This window comes from Streptomyces sp. 2A115, assembly GCF_052245575.1.
In the GTDB taxonomy this organism is placed as follows: domain Bacteria; phylum Actinomycetota; class Actinomycetes; order Streptomycetales; family Streptomycetaceae; genus Streptomyces.
Genome location: NZ_JBQQCG010000008.1, coordinates 44,181 through 60,951 on the forward strand (window position 1 = coordinate 44,181; position 16,771 = coordinate 60,951).

General features: G+C 70.0%; 14 protein-coding genes. 5 read left to right on the plus strand and 9 right to left on the minus strand.

Translation table 11 applies throughout. The annotated features are described in order from the left end of the window. Window positions 1-9: 9 nt before the first annotated feature. From ACTWQR_RS09755 to ACTWQR_RS09775, 5 genes are all read right to left on the minus strand, one after another. On the minus strand, window positions 10-1,212 hold the full coding sequence (locus tag ACTWQR_RS09755; RefSeq protein ID WP_443226546.1) for a Gfo/Idh/MocA family protein: 1,203 nt from the start codon (window positions 1,210-1,212) through the stop codon (window positions 10-12). Window positions 1,213-1,291: 79 nt separating this feature from the next. Beyond that, a complete protein-coding gene (locus tag ACTWQR_RS09760) occupies window positions 1,292-2,329 on the minus strand; it encodes a substrate-binding domain-containing protein (protein WP_443226547.1) in 1,038 nt (345 codons plus the stop codon). Window positions 2,330-2,346: 17 nt separating this feature from the next. Next, the gene (locus tag ACTWQR_RS09765; RefSeq protein WP_443226548.1) at window positions 2,347-3,366 is read right to left on the minus strand and encodes an ABC transporter permease; all 1,020 of its coding nucleotides are present in this window, start codon (window positions 3,364-3,366) and stop codon (window positions 2,347-2,349) included. After that, a complete protein-coding gene (locus ACTWQR_RS09770; protein WP_443226549.1) occupies window positions 3,363-4,901 on the minus strand; it encodes a sugar ABC transporter ATP-binding protein in 1,539 nt (512 codons plus the stop codon). Before ACTWQR_RS09770 ends, ACTWQR_RS09765 begins: the two co-directional genes overlap by 4 nt. A 133-nt stretch (window positions 4,902-5,034) precedes the next feature. Continuing rightward, complete coding sequence (locus ACTWQR_RS09775; protein WP_443226682.1) at window positions 5,035-6,216, minus strand: ROK family protein; 1,182 nt, start codon at window positions 6,214-6,216, stop codon at window positions 5,035-5,037. 225 nt (window positions 6,217-6,441) lie between these two features. Between ACTWQR_RS09775 and ACTWQR_RS09780 the strand changes: the two genes are divergently transcribed. Further along, window positions 6,442-7,272, plus strand: coding sequence for an NAD(P)H-binding protein (locus tag ACTWQR_RS09780; RefSeq protein ID WP_443226550.1), 831 nt, complete (start codon window positions 6,442-6,444; stop codon window positions 7,270-7,272). A gap of 148 nt (window positions 7,273-7,420) precedes the next feature. Here ACTWQR_RS09780 and ACTWQR_RS09785 read toward each other — a convergent pair whose 3' ends face one another. The 4 genes from ACTWQR_RS09785 to ACTWQR_RS09800 all read right to left on the minus strand — a co-directional run bounded on the left by ACTWQR_RS09785 (window position 7,421) and on the right by ACTWQR_RS09800 (window position 10,797). Next, window positions 7,421-8,098 carry a GntR family transcriptional regulator gene (locus tag ACTWQR_RS09785; RefSeq protein WP_443226551.1) on the minus strand — a complete coding sequence of 226 codons (678 nt, stop codon included), beginning with the start codon at window positions 8,096-8,098 and terminating at the stop codon, window positions 7,421-7,423. A gap of 159 nt (window positions 8,099-8,257) precedes the next feature. Next, window positions 8,258-9,196, minus strand: a complete 939-nt coding sequence (locus ACTWQR_RS09790; RefSeq protein WP_443226552.1) for a beta-ketoacyl-ACP synthase III — start codon at window positions 9,194-9,196, stop codon at window positions 8,258-8,260. Between the two features lie 136 nt (window positions 9,197-9,332). Then, the gene (locus ACTWQR_RS09795; RefSeq protein ID WP_443226553.1) at window positions 9,333-9,494 is read right to left on the minus strand and encodes an MFS transporter small subunit; all 162 of its coding nucleotides are present in this window, start codon (window positions 9,492-9,494) and stop codon (window positions 9,333-9,335) included. Beyond that, window positions 9,466-10,797, minus strand: coding sequence for an OFA family MFS transporter (locus ACTWQR_RS09800; protein ID WP_443226554.1), 1,332 nt, complete (start codon window positions 10,795-10,797; stop codon window positions 9,466-9,468). The genes ACTWQR_RS09795 and ACTWQR_RS09800 overlap by 29 nt, the downstream gene beginning before the upstream one ends. 355 nt (window positions 10,798-11,152) lie before the next feature. Here ACTWQR_RS09800 and ACTWQR_RS09805 point away from each other — a divergent pair, with 355 nt between their 5' ends. From ACTWQR_RS09805 to ACTWQR_RS09820, 4 genes are read left to right on the plus strand one after another with little or no spacing between them, the layout of a single operon-like run. Beyond that, window positions 11,153-12,124, plus strand: coding sequence for a 2-dehydropantoate 2-reductase (locus tag ACTWQR_RS09805; RefSeq protein WP_443226555.1), 972 nt, complete (start codon window positions 11,153-11,155; stop codon window positions 12,122-12,124). A 34-nt stretch (window positions 12,125-12,158) separates the two neighbouring features. Next, on the plus strand, window positions 12,159-14,084 hold the full coding sequence (locus ACTWQR_RS09810; protein WP_443226556.1) for a molybdopterin oxidoreductase family protein: 1,926 nt from the start codon (window positions 12,159-12,161) through the stop codon (window positions 14,082-14,084). 5 nt (window positions 14,085-14,089) lie between these two features. Beyond that, window positions 14,090-15,913, plus strand: a complete 1,824-nt coding sequence (locus tag ACTWQR_RS09815; RefSeq protein WP_443226557.1) for an NAD(P)H-dependent oxidoreductase subunit E — start codon at window positions 14,090-14,092, stop codon at window positions 15,911-15,913. Next, the gene (locus ACTWQR_RS09820; RefSeq protein ID WP_443226558.1) at window positions 15,910-16,770 is read left to right on the plus strand and encodes a 2Fe-2S iron-sulfur cluster-binding protein; all 861 of its coding nucleotides are present in this window, start codon (window positions 15,910-15,912) and stop codon (window positions 16,768-16,770) included. Before ACTWQR_RS09815 ends, ACTWQR_RS09820 begins: the two co-directional genes overlap by 4 nt. Window position 16,771 lies beyond the last annotated feature (1 nt).

A 16,771-nucleotide genomic window follows, 5' to 3' on the forward strand; every position in this document is an offset into this window, starting at 1 on the left:
TGGCCCTCCTCAGCTGGCGGCGGGGGTGTAGGCGGAGTTCTTCTCGGCGCTCTCCTCGACCGCCGCGAGGACGCGCTGTACCTGGAGACCGTCGGCGAAGGAGGGCAGGGGCTGCCGGCCGTCCGCGACGGCGTGCACCAGGTCGCGGGCCTGATGGACGAAGGTGTGCTCGTAGCCGAGGCCGTGACCGGGCGGCCACCAGGCCTCCAGGTAGGGGTGGTCGGGTTCGGTGACGAGGATGCGGCGGAAGCCCGCGTGCGTACCGGGTTCCCGGCCGTCGTGGTACGAGAGCTCGTTGAGGCGCTCCAGGTCGAAGGCCAAGGAGCCGTGTTCACCGTTGAGTTCGATGCGCAGGGAGTTCTTGCGGCCGGTGGCGTACCGGGTGGCCTCGAAGGAGGCGAGGGCGCCGGAGGCGAACCGGCCGGTGAACAGGGCGGCGTCGTCGACCGTGACGGCCCCGGAGTCGCTGCCGCCGGCCGCCGAGAGACCGCTGGACGCGCCGGTGAGCAGCGGCCTCTCCCGTACGAAGGTCTCGGTGAGCGCCGACACCCCCACCACCTGCTCGCCCGCCAGGTACTGGGCGAGGTCGACGATGTGCGCGCCCAGGTCGCCGAGGGCGCCCGAGCCGGCCGCCTCCTTGCGCAGCCGCCAGGTAAGCGGGAACTCGGGGTCCACCAGCCAGTCCTGAAGGTACGTCACCCGTACATGCCGCAGGGTGCCGAGGCGACCCTCGGCGACCATCTTCCGGGCGAGCGAAGTGGCGGGCAGGCGGCGGTAGTTGAAGCCGACCATCGACACCTGGCCGCGCTTGGCTGCGGCTTCGGCGGCCTCGGTCATCGCCGCGGCCTCCTCGACCGTGTTGGCGAGGGGCTTCTCGCACAGCACGTGCTTGCCCGCGGCCAGCGCGGCGAGGGCGATCTCGGCGTGGCTGTCGCCGGGTGTGCAGATGTCGACGAGATCGACATCGTCGCGGGCGATCAGGGCCCGCCAGTCGGTCTCGGCGGCCGCCCAGCCGAGCCGGTCGGCCGCGGCCCGTACGGCCTGTCCGTCACGGCCGCAGACGGCGGCGAGGACCGGTCGGCGTGGCAGGTCGAAGACGCGGCCCACGGTGCGCCAGCCCTGGGAGTGGGCGGCGCCCATGAACGCGTATCCGACCATGCCCACGCCCAGCGGGCGCTTGCCTGCCTCGTCGCCCTGGTGCGGCTGTCCCATGCGGAGGTCCTCCTCGTCGTCGTGGCGCGGTGTGGGGGGTAGGGCCTGACCCGCGGGCAGGCCCTGGGAGCGGCACGCATCACTTGAAGCCGGTGGGCATGTACTGCTCGACGTTCTCCTTGTCGACGACCGCCGAGTAGAGCGTCAGGGACGCCGGGATCTCGAACTCGGCGAGGCCGCCGACGCCCTTGCCCTGGCCGAGGGCGCGGGCGAGGTCGATCGCGGACGCGGCCATGGTGGGCGGGTAGAGGACGGTGGCCTTGAGGACGCTGTTGTCCGACTCGATGGCCTGCATGGCGGACAGCGCACCGGCTCCGCCGACCATCAGGAAGTCGTCGCGTCCGGCCTGCTCGATGGCGCGCAGGGCGCCGACTCCCTGGTCGTCGTCGTGGTTCCACAGGGCGTCGAAGTTCGACTGGGCCTGCAGGAGTTGGGACATCTTGGCCTGTCCCGACTCGACGGTGAAGTCGGCGGCCTGCCGGGCGACCTTCTTGATGTTCGGGTAGTTCTTGAGGGCCGCGTCGAAGCCCTGCGTGCGCTGCTGGGTGAGCTCCAGGTTGTCGAGTCCGGCGAGTTCGATGACCCGGGCGTTCTTCTTGTCCTTGAGCTTCTCGCCGATGTAGTGGCCGGCGTTGAGGCCCATGCCGTAGTTGTCGCCGCCGATCCAGCAGCGGTACGCCTGCGGGGAGTTGAAGATCCGGTCGAGGTTGACGACGGGGATGCCCGCGCGCATCGCCTGCAGGCCGACCTGGGTGAGCGCCTTGCCGTCGGCCGGCAGCACCACCAGGACGTCGACCTTCTTGTTGATCAGCGTCTCGATCTGGCCGATCTGCGCGGCGGTGTCGTTGGAGCCCTCGGTGATCTCCAGCGTCACGTCCTTGTACTTCTTGGCGCGGTTCTTGGCGTTGTCGTTGATCGCGTTGAGCCAGCCGTGGTCGGCCTGCGGGCCCGCGAAGCCGATGGTGACCTGCTTGCCGGGCTTGTCGTCGGCGGCCGGCTGGTCGTTCGAGGCCGGCTCGTCGTCGGATTCATTGCTGGTGCAACCTGTGAGGAGGACACCGGCCCCGACGGCGGCGGTCCCGAAGAGCAGTCCTCTGCGGCTCGTGAGCTCTGGCATGGCGGTGAACCCTTTCCTCAAGTCGTGCTTGCGGTACGGCGCTGGACGAGCACGGCGGCGACGATGATCGCGCCCTTGGCGATCTGCTGGACGTCGCTCTGCAGGTTGTTCAGGGCGAAGATGTTGGTGATCGTGGTGAAGATCAGGACGCCGAGCACCGAGCCGACGATGGTGCCGCGTCCCCCGGTGAGCAGGGTGCCGCCGATGATCGCGGCGGCGATGGCGTCGAGTTCGTACAGGTTGCCGTTGGTGTTCTGGCCCGAGCCGGACAGGATGATCAGCAGGAATGCCGCGATGCCGCAGCACAGCCCGGAGAGCAGGTAGAGGTACAGCCGCTGGCGGCGTACGTCGATGCCGGCGAGCCGGGCCGCCTCCGCGTTGCCGCCGACGGCGACCGTGCGCCGCCCGAAGGTGGTGCGGTTGAGCACGAGCCAGCCGATGATCGTCACGACCGCGAACACCATGACGAGCGGCGGAATGCCGAGGACGTAGGAGTCGCGCTCCCCGAGGTCGAGGATGCCGTCGACGGTGACGACCTGGGTGTTGCCGTCGGTGATCTGCAGGGCGAGACCGCGGGCCGAGGCGAGCATGGCGAGTGTCGCGATGAACGGCACGATGGCGCCGTACGCGATCAGCACCCCGTTGACGAGGCCGCAGCCGACGCCCACGAGCACCGCCGTGAAGAGGATGCCGACGAAGCCGAAGTCCTGGGTGGCGACGGTCGTCGCCCACACCGAGGCGAGCGCGACGATCGCGCCGACGGACAGGTCGATGCCTCCGGAGATGATGACGAAGGTCATGCCGACGGTGACGACACCGATCACCGAGGCCTGGGTGAGGACGAGTTGGAGGTTGCGGGTGTCGAGGAACTCGTCGGGCTTGGTGATGCCTCCGATGAGGATCAGGACGGCGAGCACGCCGAGCAGGGAGAGGGTGCGGACGTCGGCGCGGGCCACGACCGCCCGCCACGGGCTGGGTTCCGCCGACGGTGACACCTTGTGGGTGTCGTCCCTGGGCGGCGATACGGGCTGCGTCATGACGCCGGACTCCCTTCAGTGGCCACCGGGCTTCCTTCCATCACGAGGTCGAGTACGCGGTGTTCGTCGAGCTCCCGGGCCGGCGCCGTGTGGACGATGTGGCCCTCGCGGAGCACCAGGACGCGGTCGGCGAGGCCGAGGACTTCGGGCACTTCGCTGGAGACCATCAGCACGGCCAGGCCGTCGTCGGCCAGGCGGCGGATGACGGCGTACAGCTCGGCGCGGGCGCCGACGTCGACGCCACGGGTCGGTTCGTCGAGGAGCAGCACCCGGCAGCCGCGCAGCAGCCAGCGGGCCAGGACGGCCTTCTGCTGGTTGCCGCCTGAGAGGGTGCGGATGAGCGCGGACGGGTTGTCGGGGCGCAGCGACAGCTCGCGCGTCGCCTTGCGCGCCGCGTCGCGCTCGGCGCTCCGGTCGAGCCAACCCCCGTACGAGAAGCGGGACATGGAGGACACCGACACGTTCCGGGTGACGGACTCCAGCATCAGCAGGGCCTGCGCCTTGCGCTCCTCCGGCGCCAGTCCGAGTCCGGCGCGGACGGCGGCGCGGACACTGCCCGGCCTCAACCGGCGCCCGTCGACCAGGACGTGGCCCGCGCTCGGCTTGCGTGCTCCGTAGATGGTCTCCAGGATCTCGGAGCGGCCGGAGCCGACGAGTCCCGCGAGGCCGACGATCTCACCGGGCCGCAGGGTGAGGTCGAGTGGCGCGAACTCGCCGTCGCGGGCGAGGCCTTTGACCTCCAGGACCGGCTCGGGCAGCGCGTCGCGCACCGGGCGGTCGGGGAAGACGTACTCGACGTTCCGCCCCGTCATCAGCGCGACGACCTCTCGGGTCGGCGTCGACTTCGCGGGCAGCCCGCCCGCCACCGCCCGCCCGTCCTTGAGCACGGTCACCCGGTCGCCGATGCGGCGGATCTCCTCCAGGCGGTGCGAGATGTAGACGACGGCGACGCCGTCCGCGGTGAGGTCACCGACGATGCGGAAGAGGTTGTCGACCTCGTCGGGGTCGAGGGCCGCGGAGGGCTCGTCCATGACGATGAGGCGTACGTCGTGGGAGAGCGCCCGTGCCATGGACACGATCTGCTGCTGGGCGGCGGACAACTCGCCGACGAGCCGGGCCGGATCGATCTCCGAGTGCCCAAGTCGCTTGAGAAGGGAGGCTGTTGAGGCCTTCGCGTCCTTTCCGCGTACGACGAATCCGGCGGCCGTCGGTTCATGGCCGAGGTAGACGTTCTCGGCCACCGACAGGCCTTCGACCAGGTCGAGTTCCTGGTAGATGGTGGCGATGCCCAGGCGCATCGCGGCGATGGGCGAGCGGAGCGTGACCTGCTCGCCGCGCCAGCCGATCGTGCCGTCGTCCGGCTGGTGGGCGCCGGCCAGGACCTTGATGAGGGTGGACTTCCCGGCGCCGTTCTGGCCGAGCAGGCAGTGCACTTCGCCGGCCTGGACGTCGAGGTCGACACCGTCGAGGGCCCGGACTCCGGGGAACGACTTGGTGATGCCGGACATGGTGAGCAGCGGTGGTTCAGGTGCCATGACGGTTCCCCTCGGCGTGCGGGCCGGATTCAGGGCAGGGCGTGGTGCGGCAGGGCGGATCAGGGGGTGCTTTACAGGGATATATATCTATGGAGGTGTAGAGCTGTGGCGCTGTTTCGGCTCCGGAGCGGTGTTACGCGGGTGAGAACAGGTGGTCGCTGATGAGCCGGGCCGCGCCGATGACTCCGGCGGTGGGTCCCAACTCCCCCAGGACGATGGGCAGATTGCCGGTCGCGAGAGGCAGCGACTGGCGATAGACCTGAGTGCGGATCGCGGCGAGCAGGGTGTGGCCGATACCGGTCACCCCACCGCCGATCACCACCAGGCCCGGATTGAAGAAGCTGACGAGTCCGGCGATGACCTGGCCGGTGCGGTTGCCGCCCTCACGGATGAGATCGAGCGCGGTGGCGTCGCCCGCGGCTGCCGCGGTGGCGACGTCGACGGCACTCAGGGTGCCTGCCGCCTCGAGGCGTGCCGCGAGTTCTTGGGAAAGCCCCTGCTGGGCGGCTTCCATGGCGTCGCGGGCGAGTGCCGCGCCGCTGAAGTGGGCCTCCAGGCAGCCCCGGTTGCCGCAGGCGCACGGACGGCCGTCGGGCACGGCCTGGATGTGTCCGATGTCGCCCGCGCTGCCCGTCGTACCGCGGTAGACCTCACCGCCGACGACGATCCCGCAGCCGATGCCGGTACCGATCTTGACGCAGAGGAAGTCGCCCACGGAACGGGCCACGCCCGCGTGCTGCTCCCCCATCGCCATCAGGTTCACGTCGTTGTCGACCATGACGGGGCAGCCGAGGTCCTGGCTCAGCGCCTCGCGCACCGGGAATCCGTCCCAGCCCGGCATGATCGGAGGCGCCACTGGCACGCCTTCGGGGAAGCGCACCGGTCCGGGGACCCCGATCCCCGCGCCGTCGAAGCCTTCCGCCAGCCCCGAGGCCTTCAACTTCGCTGCCATGGACAGGACTTGCTCGAAGACCGCGACCGGGCCCTCGCGTACGTCCATGGGCTGGTTGATGTGGCCGAGAACCTCCAGCTCCGCGTTGGTGACGGCCACATCGACCGACGTGGCGCCGATGTCGACGCCGAGGAAACGCAGGGCCGGAGCGAGACGGATGTTGTGGGAGCGGCGGCCACCGCGCGAGGCGGCGAGTCCGTCGGCGACCACGAGGCCCGTCTCCAGGAGCCGTTCGACCTCCACCGCCAGCTTGGACCGTGAGAGGTCGACCTGATCGCCCAGTTGCGCCCGCGAGTTGGGTCCGCCGTCACGCAACAGCCTGAGCAGCCGTGCCTGATGGGCGTTTCCGGGTCGCGCCGTCATACGTCTCACGAGCCCCTCCCCGCCTAATCGGCACCGCCGTCGTTGGCTTTCGAGGGGAACGTAGCAGCGGCTGCCGAAGCTGGGAAGAAGTTGCGCACGAATTACCGACGACTTCTTCCACTCAGAGGACAAAGCGAGTCGGGAGGGTGGTCGGACGGGGATTCGCACAGCAGGATGGGCGGGTGCCCCCGGTCGCCGTGGCCCGGGGCCGATGAGGGGGAGCTCATGATTCTGGTGACGGGTGCCACGGGGAACGTGGGGGCCGGAGTGGTGCGCGCGGTGGCCGCCGCGGGTGAGCCGGTGCGCGCGCTGAGCCGGGCCGGCGCTTCGACCGGATTACCGCAGGGCGCCGAGGCGGTGGCCGGTGACCTGAACCGCCCGGAGACGGTGCGGGGCGCGCTCGACGGAGTACGCGCTCTGTTCCTGATGCCGGGGTACGAGGGGCAGCAGGCGATCCTCGCCGACGCGAGGGCGGCGGGTGTCGAGCGAGTCGTGATGCTCTCCGGCAAGTCGGCGGAGGTCGACGACGACAACGCGGTCACCAGCTATCTGCGGGCGGCGGAGGACGGGGTGCGCGCGTCCGGACTCGCCTGGACTTTTCTGCGGCCCGTGAGCTTCATGGCCAACGCGCTGTCGCTCGCGGACCAGATCCGCAAGGGCGACGAGGTACGCGTGCCGTTTCCCGGCGTCCGCACGGCGGACATCGACCCGTACGACATCGCCCAGGTCGCCGCCCGCGCCCTGCTCTCGCCGGGGCCCGAACACGAGGGCAGCATCCACACCCTGACGGGGCCTCAGTCCCTGCTGCCCGCCGATCGCGTCGCAGTCCTCGGCGAGGTCCTGGGCCGTGAACTGCGTACCGTCGGGCTCACGGACGAGGAGACGCGCGAGGCGCTGGGGGCCGCCTTCCCGGCTCCGTACGCCACCGCTTTCCTCCGCTTCTTCGCCGACGGAATCCTGGACGAGTCCCAGGTCCTGCCGACGGTCGAGGAGGTCACGGGCCGGTCACCGCGCACGTTCCGGGAGTGGGCGCTGGAGCACGCCGACGCGTTCTGACGGTCTTACGAGCCGCGCCCCATAGGGGCGCGGGGCTGTATCGATGTGCGGCTCCGCCGCGATGGGGGTCCCCCCGCTCGAGCGCAGCCGCGAGTGGGGGAGCGACCAGCCCCCACCGGCCCGCAGATCATCACCGTGCCCAGCGGAGCTAGTCGCGCGGACGCGCGTGATACGTCCTGCGCGTGTGCTCGGTGTGCGCGCGCATGATCTCGGTCGCGCGCTGTTCGTCTCGGGCCGAGATCGCGGCGATCAGATCCCGGTGCTCGATCCAGGACTGGCGGCCGCGCTGGCGGGCGACCGGCGTGTAGTACCAGCGGACGCGTCGGTCGACCTGCGCGGCCAGCTCGGCGAGGACGGCGTTGCCCGCCAGCTCCATGACCTTCGCGTGGAAGCGGGCGTTCATCGCCACCGCCCCGTCCACGTCGTCGGCGCCGACCGCCCGCTCGCCCTCGGCGCACAGCTCCTCCAGCGCGCTGATGCCGGTGCTGCCCGCGTTGGCCGCCGCGAGCCTGGCGGCCTCGGCCTCCAACAGCGTGCGAACGGTGAGGAGTTGATCCGCCTCCGCCTCCGTCGGCTCGTGCACGAACGCGCCCTGCGCGGGCCGCAGATCGACCCAGCCCTCGGTGTTCAGCCGCTGCAGGGCCTCGCGCACGGGCTGCCGGGAGACCCCGAGGTGTCCGGCGAGTTCGCTCTCCACCAGGTGCTGGCCGGGCTGCAGGGCGCGGGTCGTGATGAGTTCAAGCAGCGCCTCGTAGACACGGTCCCGCAAGGGGCCCGGCCGTTCGAGCTTGGGCACCGATCCCTGTGGCAGCCCGGTCGACAACATCGCGGTCCCCCTCCTGGGCAGCGGCGGCGTCTGCGGCATTGACGACGACAGCACGGCAGCCGGAAAGCCAGTATCAATTGTCTTTCGTCTACAGTCTACGGCGCACAATGACCAGGCTGAGGGGGAGTTGGCCTCGTCACACCACGCAATACGCCCAGGTCACGGGCAGCGGACGACCTGCCCCGCGTACGAGAGATTGCCACCGAAGCCGAAGAGGAGCACCGGGTCGCCGGTGGAGATCTCTCCGCGTTCGACGAGCTTGGACAGCGCGAGCGGGATGCTGGCGGCGGAGGTGTTGCCGGACTCGACGACATCGCGTGCGACGACGGCGTTCACGGCGCCGATCTTCCCGGCGAGGGGCTCGATGATCCGCAGGTTGGCCTGGTGCAGTACGACCGCGGCGAGGTCCTCGGGGACGAGGCCGGCGCGCTCGCAGGCCTGGCGGGCGATGGCCGGCAGCCGGGTGGTCGCCCACCGGTAGACGCTCTGGCCCTCCTGCGCGAACCGCGAAGGGACGCCCTCGATCCGTACCGCGTTCCCCATCTCGGGCACGGAGCCCCAGAGCACGGGCCCGATGCCGGGCTCCTCGGCGGCCTCGACGACCGCGGCCCCCGCCCCGTCCCCGACGAGCACGCAGGTCGTGCGGTCCGTCCAGTCGGCCACGTCGGACATCTTGTCGGCGCCGATGACGAGCACCCGGGTCGCGCCACCGGCGCGTACGGCGTGGTCGGCGGTGGCCAGCGCGTGCGTGAAGCCCGCGCAGACGACGTTGAGGTCCATGGTGGCCGCCGACGGGATGCCGAGCCGGGCGGCGACCCGGGCGGCCATGTTCGGCGAGCGGTCGATCGCGGTGGAGGTGGCCACCAGGACGAGGTCGATGTCCTCGGGGACGAGACCGGCCGACGCGAGGGCCTTCGCCGCGGCGTGCGCGGCCAGCTCGTCGACCGGTTCGTCCGGCCCGGCGATGTGGCGCGTACGGATGCCCACCCGGCTCGTGATCCACTCGTCGCTGGTGTCGACCAGCTCCGCCAGGTCCTCGTTGGTGAGAACCTTGGCGGGCTGATAGTGGCCGACGGCGGCGATGCGTGAGCCGGTCATGGGCGGTCCCCCTTGTTGCCTGGGTAACGGGACTCACCAGTCTGATCAGGTACTCACGGGTACGAGGACACGTAAAGTCACAGGAATGGCGCGCCACCCTTGTCGGCTTCCGTCAGACCCTCGGAAGTCCGAGCACCTACCCCGTGAACAGCTGGGTGGCCTTCCGTACGAGTTCGTACAGACCATACGCCAGCGGCGCTCCCACCCAGACCCAGGCGAAGGCGATCAGCCCGGCGCGGCCGGGCGGACTGCTGTCGGGCGGGCTGCTGTCAGGCAGACTGCTGTCGCTCGTGGACATCGGCGGCCTCCCTCTGGGCGGGGATGTGGTGACGGGCGTGGACGGGACGGACGAACTCGTTGGCGACGAAACCGACCACGAGCAGCCCGATCATGATGATCAGTGACAGGCCGTAGAGGGACTCGCCGGACTTGCCCGCCTCCTCCTGCCGGTCCGCGATCCAGTTGACGATCAGCGGTCCGAGGACGCCGGCGGTCGACCAGGCGGTGAGCAGCCGCCCGTGGATCGCGCCGACCTGGTAGGTCCCGAAGAGGTCCTTGAGGTAGGCGGGGATGGTCGCGAAGCCGCCGCCGTAGAAGGAGAGGATCACCAGCGCGCAGATGATGAACAGCGGCTTCGAGGAGTCCCCGACCCAGGCGATGAGGGCGTACATCAACGCGCCGACGCCCAGGTAGACGCGGTAGATGTTCTTGCGTCCGATCAGGTCGGACGTCGACGACCAGCCGATGCGGCCCAGCATGTTGGCCGCCGAGAGCAGTGCGACGAATCCGGCCGCCGCCGACGCCGAGACTGGTGTCGAGGTGTCCGCGAAGAAGTCCGTGATCATCGGGGCGGCCTTCTCCAGGATGCCGATGCCGGCGGTCACGTTCATGCAGAGCACGACCCACAGGCACCAGAACTGGGGAGTTCGGATGGCACTGTTCGCGGAGACCTGGACCCCTTCGAGCGGCGCCGGGCCGCCGTCGGCGGCGGTCTTCGCGGGGCGTGGCACGCGCACGAGCAGTACGCCGAGCAACATGAAGACGGCGTACGTCAGGCCGTGCACGAGGAAGGCCTGCGCGATGCCGGTGTTGTCGGAGCCGAAGGACTCCAGCATCTGCGCGGACCACGGTGAGGCGATCAGCGCGCCGCCGCCGAAGCCCATGATGGCGATGCCGGTGGCCATGCCGGGCCTGTCCGGGAACCACTTGATGAGGGTCGAGACGGGCGAGATGTAGCCGATGCCGAGGCCGATCCCGCCGACGAAGCCGTAGCCGAACACGATCAGCCAGTACTGCTCGGTGGCGGCGCCGAGCGCGGACAGCAGGAAGCCCGACGAGAAGCAGATCAGGGCGACCGTCATCGCCCAGCGCGGCCCGTTGCGCTCCACGAGCGTGCCGCCGAACGCGGCGGACAGGCCGAGCATCACGATGCCGAGCTGGAAGGGGAGGGCGCTCTGGGTGCCGCTGAGGTCGAGCGCGGACTCCAGGGACGGTTTGAACACGGACCAGGCATAGGCCTGTCCGATCGAGAGGTGCACCGAAAGGGCCGCGGGAGGTACCAGCCAACGGCTCCAGCCGGGTGGCGCTATGGGGGGACTCATGATCCCGGACGATAAGGAAGCGGTCACTCGGTTGGGAAGGCGGCCACACAGACGCGCACGCCGTGTGCGGTAAACGGTATCCAGGGTGCGGCGAACGGTCGGTTCGGTCCGACGAACGGCATTTCGGGGCCGAACTCGACAGCTCTACCAAGGGTGTTCGGGGCGCGACACTCAGCGAACTCCGGACCCGCCCTTCGGCGATCCCCGGGCGCGGCCCCGAGTGTGTTCCAGGTGCTGCGCGAACCCTTGCTGCCCCAACTCCCATACTGTAGACAATATTCAGTCGACACAGTTCAACACTGATCAGTGCAGCTCAGCAACTCCTCGGTACCCTCGACCGAACGGAGCCCCCCAAGTGAAAGTGGCAGTTCTCGGCGCCGGTGCGATCGGCGCCTACGTCGGAGCCGCGCTGCATCGCGCCGGCGCCGACGTGCACCTCATCGCCCGTGGACCGCATCTCGCGGCCATGAGGCAGCACGGAGTGCGAGTGCTCAGCCCGCGCGGCGACTTCACCGCACGGGCCCACGCCACCGCCGACCCGGCCGAGGTCGGCCCGGTCGACTTCGTCTTCCTGGGCCTGAAGGCCAACTCGTACGCGACGTGCGGGCCGCTGATCGAGCCTCTCCTGAACGACACGACGGCGGTGATCGCCGCCCAGAACGGCATCCCCTGGTGGTACTTCCACCGGCACGGCGGCCCGCACGACGGCCACCGTGTCGAGAGCGTGGACCCGGACGGCGCGGTCAGTGCGGTGCTCGCGCCCTCCCGGGCCATCGGTTGCGTCGTCTACGCGGCAACCGAGCTGGCGGGACCGGGAGTTGTACGCCATCTCGAAGGCACCCGGTTCTCCGTCGGCGAGCCCGACCGCTCGGTCTCGGCGCGCTGTACGGCGTTCAGCGACGCCATGGTCGCGGGCGGGCTCAAATGCCCCGTCGAGCCGGATCTGCGCAACGACATCTGGCTCAAGCTGCTCGGCAACATCTCCTTCAACCCCATCAGCGCCCTGGCCCGCGCCACCATGCGCCAGATGTGCCTGCACGGCGGCACACGCAAGGTCATCGAGATCATGATGGCCGAGACGCTCGCGGTCGCCGAGGCACTGGGCTGCGAGGTGGGCGTCTCCATCGAGCGGAGGCTGGCCGGCGCGGAGCGCGTCGGCGACCACCGCACCTCCACTCTCCAGGACCTGGAGCGCGGCAAGCCGCTCGAACTCGACGTCCTGCTCGCGGCCGTCGTCGAGCTGGCGGAGATCACCGACGTCCCGGTGCCCACGCTCCGCACCGTCCACGCCATTTCGGACCTGCTCGCCCTGAGGACCGCCGCATGAGGACATCCACGAGGACTTTCCTGAGGACCGCCGTATGAGGAAACGCGACCGAACTCCCAAGACCTACACCCGACTTACGCACCCCCTCGTCCGTGACTCCCGGGACGAGCCGTTCCGCCGCGCCACCTGGGACGAGGCGCTCGACCGCGCCGCCCGGGGCCTGGACGTGAATCGCGACGCGTTCGGCATGTTCTCCTGCGCCCGCGCCACGAACGAGATGAACTACGTGGCGCAGAAGTTCGCGCGCGTCGTGATGGGCACCAACAACGTCGACTCCTGCAACCGCACCTGTCACGCGCCGAGCGTGGCGGGTCTGTCGGCCGCGTTCGGCTCGGGCGGCGGGACCTCCTCGTACGGGGAGGTCGAGCACACCGACCTCATCGTGATGTGGGGCTCCAACGCCCGTTTCGCGCACCCGATCTTCTTCCAGCACGTACTGAAGGGGATCAGGAACGGGGCACGGATGTACGCGGTCGATCCGCGCCGCACGTCAACGGCCGAGTGGGCCGAGAGCTGGCTGGGCCTGAACGTCGGCACGGACATCCCGATGGCCCACGCGATCGGCCGCGAGATCATCCACTCGGGGCTGGCGAACGACGCCTTCGTCGAACGGGCGACGACCGGCTTCGAGGAGTACAAGCAGCTCGTCGAGCCCTGGACCCTGTCGCTCGCCGAGAAGGTGACGGGCGTACCGGCTGCCGCGATAAGGGAGTTGGCGCACGCCTACGCCCGGGCCGAGCGCGCCCAGCTGTGCTGGACGCTCGGCATCACGGAGCACCACAACGGCACGGACAACGTGCGCGCGCTCATCAACCTGTCCCTCCTGACCGGCCATGTGGGGCGTTTCGGCTCGGGGTTGCAGCCCCTGCGCGGCCAGAACAACGTGCAGGGCGGCGGTGACATGGGTGCCATCCCGAACCGTCTGCCGGGCTTCCAGGACGTCCTCGACCCGGACGCGCGGCTGAAGTTCGAGTCCGCGTGGGACACCGTCATCCAGCCGCACTACGGGCTGAACCTGACGGAGATGTTCGAGGCCATGGAGGAGGGCACGCTCAGGGCCGTCTACTGCATCGGCGAGAACCCGGCGCAGTCGGAGGCCGACAGCGAGCAGGCCGTACGGCGGCTGCGCGCGCTCGACTTCCTCGTGGTCCAGGACATCTTCCTCACCAAGACCGCCGAGCTGGCCGACGTCGTGCTGCCCGCGACCGCCGGGTGGGCCGAGACGGACGGCACGACCACCAACAGTGAACGGCGAGTTCAGCGGGTGCGACGGGCGGTCACCCCGCCCGGTGAGGCCCGCGAGGACATCGACATCCTCTGCGACCTCGCCGCCCGGCTCGGCCACGAGTGGAAGTACGCGGACTCCGAATCCGTATGGAACGAGCTGCGGTCGGTGTCGCCGGACCACTACGGGATGACGTACGAGCGCCTGGCGGAGCACCAGGGCATCCAGTGGCCGTGCCCGGACCCGGACAAGCTCGAACCGACGTATCTGCACGGCCGGTTGTGGTCGTCCGACCCCGCCGAGCGCGGCCGTCTCGCGCCCTTCGGGATCGTCCAGCACGACCCGCCCGTCGATCTGACGGACGAGGAGTACCCGATCCGTCTGACCACCGGGCGGCGTCTGGACTCGTACAACACCGGTGTGCAGAGCGGCAGTTTCGCCTCGCCGCTGCGGCGCGGCGAGTACGTCGAGCTGTGCCCGGAGGACGCCGAGCACTACGGCGTGGTGGTCGGTGAGGAGGTCCAGATCTCCTCACGGCGCGGCTCGGTGAGGGCCCCGGTGTGGATCGATCCGGCGCTGCGGCCCGGGCTCGCGTTCATGACCATGCATTTTCCCGACGAGGTGGACACCAACCAGCTGACGATCGAGGAGAACTGCCCGATCGCCGGTACGGCGGAGTTCAAGGCGTCGGCGATCCGGATCGAGAAGCTGCCGGTTGCGATTCAAGTGAGGTGACGTAAGTGGATCTGCACTTCGGCGACAGCAAGCCGACGGACGAGGAGCGGGCGGCGGTCGACGCGCTGCTCGGTCCTCCGGAGTCTTCGTGGGAGGGCGCCGACCGTTCCGACGCCGACCTCAGGTGGGCACGCGGCGGCCGCGAGGCCCGGGAACGCCGTGACCTGCTGTTGCCGGGGCTGCACGCCGTCAACGACCGGATCGGCTGGATCAGCGAGGGCGCACTCGACTATCTGTGCCGCCGGCTGACCGTGCCACCGGCGGAGGCGTACGGGGTCGCCACCTTCTACGCGATGTTCTCCGTGAAGCCGCGCCCGGCGACAGTTCTCCACGTCTGCACGGACCTCGCGTGCGCGGCTGCGGGCGCGAGTGAACTCTGCGCCGGCGTCGAGGCCCGGCTCGGCCTCGGCAGCGGTGTCAGCGTCGAGCGCAGCCCCTGTCTGGGCCTGTGCGAGAGGGCCCCGGCGGCGCTCGCGGTCAAGGCCGGGGATCCGGTGCGTACGGCGGTGTCGGCGCCCGCGACGGTCGAGTCGGCCGTGCTCGCGGGCAGCGCGCCCGACTCGGCGCCGGAGGAGCCGCCCGCGGCGATGGCGGTCCCGCAGGCCGGAGACTCGTCTCTGGTGCTGTTGAGCCGCGTCGGCGTGGTCGATCCGGCGTCGCTCGACGACTACCGGGCACACGGCGGCTACACCGCCCTGCGGCAGGCCTTCGCGATCGGCCCCGCCGGGGTCATCCGCGAGGTCACCGACGCGGGCCTGGTCGGACGCGGCGGCGCCGCCTTCCCCACCGGCCGCAAATGGCAGGCCACGGCCTCACAGCCGGACCATCCGCACTACCTCGTCTGCAACGCCGACGAGTCCGAGCCGGGCACGTTCAAGGACCGGGTCGTCATGGAGGGCGATCCGTACTCCCTCGTAGAGGCGATGACGATCGCGGGGTACGCGGTCGGCGCGCACAAGGGATACCTCTACCTGCGCGGCGAGTACCCCCGGGCTCTCCAGCGTCTGGAGCACGCCATCGGGCAGGCACGCGCGCGTGGGCTGCTCGGGGACGACGTCCTCGGCCAGGGATATGCCTTCGACATCGAGATCCGGCGGGGCGCGGGCGCGTACATCTGCGGTGAGGAGACCGCCCTCTTCAACTCGATAGAGGGGTACAGAGGAGAGCCGCGTTCCAAACCGCCCTTCCCCGTGGAGAAGGGTTTGTTCGGCAAACCCACCGCCGAGAACAACGTCGAGACGCTCGTCAACGTGCTGCCCGTCCTCACGATGGGGGCGCCCGCGTACGCGGCGATCGGCACCGGGAAGTCCACGGGCCCGAAGCTGTTCTGCGTGTCGGGAAGCGTGGACCGGCCCGGCATCTACGAGCTGCCGTTCGGCGCGACGCTCGGCGAGCTGCTGGAGCTGGCGGGCGTACGCGAGCGACTGCGCGCGGTGCTGCTCGGCGGCGCGGCCGGTGGTTTCGTACGCCCCGACGAGCTGGACATCCCGCTCACCTTCGAGGGCACGCGGGAGGCGGGCACGACGCTCGGCTCGGGTGTCGTGCTGGCCTTCGACGACACCGTGCCGCTGCCCCGCCTGCTGCTCCGGATCGCCGAGTTCTTCCGCGACGAGTCGTGCGGGCAGTGCGTGCCGTGCCGGGTCGGCACCGTGCGCCAGGAGGAGGCCCTGCATCGCATCGCCGAGCGGACGGGTGCGGAGGCGGCCGGCGACATCGCGCTGCTTCGCGAGGTGGGCCGTGCCATGCGGGACGCCTCGATCTGCGGTCTCGGACAGACCGCGTGGAATGCCGTGGAATCCGCCATCGACCGTCTGGGGGCGTACGAATGACCGTGATATCGCTGGGGGTTCCCCGCCGTCTGCTCGAGTTCACCCTGGACGAGGAGCCCGTACGGGTCCCCGAGGGATCGACCATCCTCGACGCCTGCCGGGCCGCCGGCAAGGACGTGCCGACGCTCTGCCAGGGCGACACCCTCACGCCGAAGAACGCCTGCCGTGTGTGCGTCGTCGAGGTCGAGGGAGCCCGCACGCTCGTCCCCGCCTGCTCCCGCAAGGCCGAGGCGGGCATGGAGGTCCGTACCGACACCGAGCGCGCCCGGCACAGCCGCAAGATCGTCCTCGAACTCCTCGCGTCCTCCGTCGACTTGTCGACCACACCGCAGGTCGCCGAGTGGCTCAAGGAGTACGAGGCGAAGCCCGACCGCTTCGGCCCGGACGCGGCACGCCTCAACGAGGAACCGAAGGTCGACAACGACCTGTACGTCCGCGACTACGACAAGTGCATCCTCTGCTACAAGTGCGTGGACGCCTGTGGCGACCAGTGGCAGAACACCTTCGCGATCTCGGTGGTCGGGCGGGGCTTCGACGCCCGGATCGCGGTCGAGCACGACGGGCCGCTGACCGAGTCCGCGTGTGTGTACTGCGGAAACTGCATCGAGGTGTGCCCGACGGGAGCGCTGTCCTTCAAGTCGGAGTTCGACATGCGGGCGGCGGGCACGTGGGACGAGTCGGCGCAGACCGAGACGACCACGGTGTGCGCGTACTGCGGAGTGGGCTGCAACCTCACCCTGCACGTGCAGGACAATGAGATCGTGAAGGTCACCTCTCCGCACGACAACCCGGTGACCCACGGCAATCTCTGCATCAAGGGCCGCTTCGGCTACCAGCACGTACAGAACCGGGACTGAT

Bases quoted from the DNA above. Each gene is read 5' to 3' on its own strand.
- ACTWQR_RS09800 (WP_443226554.1), bottom strand. From the start codon at position 10,797: ATGAGTCCCCCCATAGCGCCACCCGGCTGGAGCCGTTGGCTGGTACCT.
- ACTWQR_RS09790 (WP_443226552.1), bottom strand. From the start codon at position 9,196: ATGACCGGCTCACGCATCGCCGCCGTCGGCCACTATCAGCCCGCCAAG.
- ACTWQR_RS09810 (WP_443226556.1), top strand. From the start codon at position 12,159: ATGAGGAAACGCGACCGAACTCCCAAGACCTACACCCGACTTACGCAC.
- ACTWQR_RS09760 (WP_443226547.1), bottom strand. From the start codon at position 2,329: ATGCCAGAGCTCACGAGCCGCAGAGGACTGCTCTTCGGGACCGCCGCC.
- ACTWQR_RS09795 (WP_443226553.1), bottom strand. From the start codon at position 9,494: ATGTCCACGAGCGACAGCAGTCTGCCTGACAGCAGCCCGCCCGACAGC.
- ACTWQR_RS09820 (WP_443226558.1), top strand. From the start codon at position 15,910: ATGACCGTGATATCGCTGGGGGTTCCCCGCCGTCTGCTCGAGTTCACC.
- ACTWQR_RS09755 (WP_443226546.1), bottom strand. From the start codon at position 1,212: ATGGGACAGCCGCACCAGGGCGACGAGGCAGGCAAGCGCCCGCTGGGC.
- ACTWQR_RS09780 (WP_443226550.1), top strand. From the start codon at position 6,442: ATGATTCTGGTGACGGGTGCCACGGGGAACGTGGGGGCCGGAGTGGTG.
- ACTWQR_RS09770 (WP_443226549.1), bottom strand. From the start codon at position 4,901: ATGGCACCTGAACCACCGCTGCTCACCATGTCCGGCATCACCAAGTCG.
- ACTWQR_RS09785 (WP_443226551.1), bottom strand. From the start codon at position 8,098: ATGTTGTCGACCGGGCTGCCACAGGGATCGGTGCCCAAGCTCGAACGG.
- ACTWQR_RS09765 (WP_443226548.1), bottom strand. From the start codon at position 3,366: ATGACGCAGCCCGTATCGCCGCCCAGGGACGACACCCACAAGGTGTCA.
- ACTWQR_RS09775 (WP_443226682.1), bottom strand. From the start codon at position 6,216: ATGACGGCGCGACCCGGAAACGCCCATCAGGCACGGCTGCTCAGGCTG.